Below are 2,597 nucleotides of genomic sequence, written 5' to 3'. Positions count from 1 at the left end.
TTGTATAAGTCTCGTCCAGTATAAAGTTCGCGATTCAGAAATCGGTTTACACTATCATGTGATATCGACATCACTTCTCCTAATCGCCGACAACTGGCCTGTTTTGGCTCACTTAATAAAAAGCTAATATACATCGGTAAGGTGCAGCGGGCTGTTGATGGGCGTGTTATTTCTCTTATCAAGACTTGGCTTTCCGATGGCTTTGGTGTTTTCAATGTTCATAGTTTAGCATTGCCTGTCAATGCGTAACTTCTAGATTATTTTCCTTACTTAATTATGTAATTATTTACTTTTCTAAATCTTTAATGTTATAATTATTTATGTTTTTAATTATGTAATTATATAAAGGTGAGGTTATGAGTAAAGTTATTGCAATTTTGAACCAAAAGGGCGGCGTAGGAAAAACGACATAGCCGCTAATATAGGGGTTTCTATCCTTAAACGAGGGCATAGCGTCCTTATGGTGGATAGTGACCCGCAAGGCTCTTTACGGGATTGGAGCGCAACAAATGAGGGTGAGCTTGTATCTGTTATTGGGCTAGATCGTGAAACACTGGCAAAGGATATTGAAGGCGTAAAAGCTCCTTATGATTTTGTCATTATTGACGGGAGAGCCAAGGCCGAAAAAATGGCAGGGGCAGCAATTAGAGCCGCCGATATTGTCTTAATACCCGTTGCACCGTCCGCGCTTGATATATGGGGGGCTTCCGATATAACCGAGGCCATAGCCGCAAGGCATGGAGTTACAGAGGGCAAGCCCCAAACCCATTTTATTATTAATGCAGCAACCAAAAATACAAAGTTAATTGAAGAAAGCGGCTTTAAACCCTTGGACACTGTTTTATATAGTAGGGAAATCTACAAGCAGACAATGGGGGAGGGGTTGACTGTACACAGCGGAAAAAACGCTGATGCACTGGAAGAAATCGAAAACTTGACCACTGAAATTATGGAGATTTTGAACAATGAAAGCTAAACCAACACGTAAAGAATTAACGCCCAAAGAGCAAGTTATCAAAGAAGCAATGAAAATTGATAGTGGTGAAACGGTTACTATGACTTTTAAAGTACCCAAAGAATTACAACAAGGCTATAAAATGGAAGCTTTGAAGAGTGGGGAGAGCATGACGGATGCCTTTATTAAACACATGAAGGCGTACATAAAAAATTAAACAATTATTTAAGTCTTTACTTACTTATTCTTTTACTTATTTTATTATATAATTACTTATGTATTTAATGGTTTAATTAATAATTTCATTGTCTCATTTGAACCATTGAACCGAAAATGAACCAGTTAAAAGGAGGTCATAGCATGATTGAATTATCAAAGGCATGTGTTAAGCAGCTTGAAACAAAGGACGCTGTACTAATGCCTTATTATGATACAAGCGACCCGCGATATTTTGACAAGGGGAAAAAGAAAATGGCAGATACCAAGAAGAAACCAGCTAAAAAGAAAGCTGTTAAAAAGGTAATAAAAAAACCGCCAAGCTTACCAATAAAAAGTATTCAACATGATTTGTTTTCTGACTTTTTAACTAATGATGTAAGTGAAGTTTCAAACACGGTTGAATATTGGGAACGTATCCCTAAATATTTTTTATCACCACAGGAACAAAAAAGCCTTAGAACTGCCGAGGGTTTAGCCAAGCCTTATACACAAGAATATATATTAAGGGGGAAAAATGGCGAGCCTTTACCTTATAAAGTAAGAATACAACCCGCTTTGATTGAACAAGATAACGGCGAGTTTATGGCCTTTTTTCCTACTAAATCAGAGGAAATTATAGAGGAAGTATTAAAAAAGATTTTTACAGAACAAAATTTAGGAATACATGACGCGGGGAACTCAGAAAGTTGGGTTAAATTTAGCTATAGCATGATAAATAAGGAACTTAGAAAGAATAAATGCAGCAGAACACACCAGCAAATTAAGCATTCTTTAGAAGTCATGAGTAAGTGTATTTTGACGGTTTTTGAAGAGGGTGAGGAAATCTATTCCAACCCGATAATTAATAATTATATAAAAGTAGATCGTAAAAAATATCTTGAAGACACAAAAGCCTTACATGTCGCGCAATTATCCGTATTTATCTCTCATGCTGTTAATACACTGCAATATAGACAATTTAATTTAAAGCGGCTTACATCATGTAAGGAGCAATTAAGCGGCTGGATACTTAGGAGGCTTATAGAGCGGTTTACTTATGCGAGTTTAATCACAACACATGATTTATATTATTCCTCAATGAAGGCCGCTAGTTTGCTTTTAAGATCGAGTAGAGAAATAGATAATAGAATAAAAGTTATAAAGGCATTAGAGGAATTACAAGAAAACGGGACAATTTATAGTTATGAAATTGAAGAAAAACGAGAAGGGCGCAAGATTGTAGATGTTAAATATAGGATTACGCCAAGTTCTGAATTTTCCAGCGAGCAAAAAGCAGCCAATAAAAGAGCTAACATCATAGAACAAAAAGCCGTTAAAAATGATCTTCAAATTGTGGATAAGTCAAAATCAAAGTAGGCAGTACACGGCACAGTAAGTAGGCAGTACACGGCACAGTAAGTAGGCAGTACACGGCACACATGTA

General features: G+C 36.5%; 3 protein-coding genes and 1 pseudogene. 3 read left to right on the top strand and 1 reads right to left on the bottom strand.

Annotation, left to right across the window (positions count from 1 at the left end; genetic code table 11):
* Positions 1-179 (bottom strand): annotated as a pseudogene (locus tag CDZ78_RS22735) (IS701 family transposase); the annotation flags it as partial.
* Positions 180-460: 281 nt separating this feature from the next.
* Here CDZ78_RS22735 and CDZ78_RS18050 point away from each other — a divergent pair.
* From CDZ78_RS18050 to CDZ78_RS18040, 3 genes are all read left to right on the top strand, one after another.
* Positions 461-976: an AAA family ATPase gene (locus tag CDZ78_RS18050; RefSeq protein ID WP_087871225.1), complete on the top strand. Its 516-nt coding sequence runs from the start codon at positions 461-463 to the stop codon at positions 974-976.
* Positions 966-1,172: a hypothetical protein gene (locus CDZ78_RS18045; RefSeq protein ID WP_087871224.1), complete on the top strand. Its 207-nt coding sequence runs from the start codon at positions 966-968 to the stop codon at positions 1,170-1,172. The genes CDZ78_RS18050 and CDZ78_RS18045 overlap by 11 nt, the downstream gene beginning before the upstream one ends.
* Before the next feature lie 143 nt (positions 1,173-1,315).
* Positions 1,316-2,530 carry a hypothetical protein gene (locus CDZ78_RS18040; protein ID WP_174664597.1) on the top strand — a complete coding sequence of 405 codons (1,215 nt, stop codon included), beginning with the start codon at positions 1,316-1,318 and terminating at the stop codon, positions 2,528-2,530.
* Positions 2,531-2,597: the final 67 nt, after the last annotated feature.

It is taken from the genome of Bathymodiolus platifrons methanotrophic gill symbiont, from assembly GCF_002189065.1.
Taxonomy (GTDB): Bacteria; Pseudomonadota; Gammaproteobacteria; order Methylococcales; family Methylomonadaceae; genus Methyloprofundus.
The sequence above is the reverse complement of the archived record's forward strand: the minus strand, read 5'-3'. Positions and strand labels throughout refer to the sequence as shown.

Excerpts from the sequence above, each read along its gene's own strand:
- CDZ78_RS18050 (WP_087871225.1), top strand. The coding sequence starts at position 461 with ATGGTGGATAGTGACCCGCAAGGCTCTTTACGGGATTGGAGCGCAACA.
- CDZ78_RS18040 (WP_174664597.1), top strand. The coding sequence starts at position 1,316 with ATGATTGAATTATCAAAGGCATGTGTTAAGCAGCTTGAAACAAAGGAC.
- CDZ78_RS18045 (WP_087871224.1), top strand. The coding sequence starts at position 966 with ATGAAAGCTAAACCAACACGTAAAGAATTAACGCCCAAAGAGCAAGTT.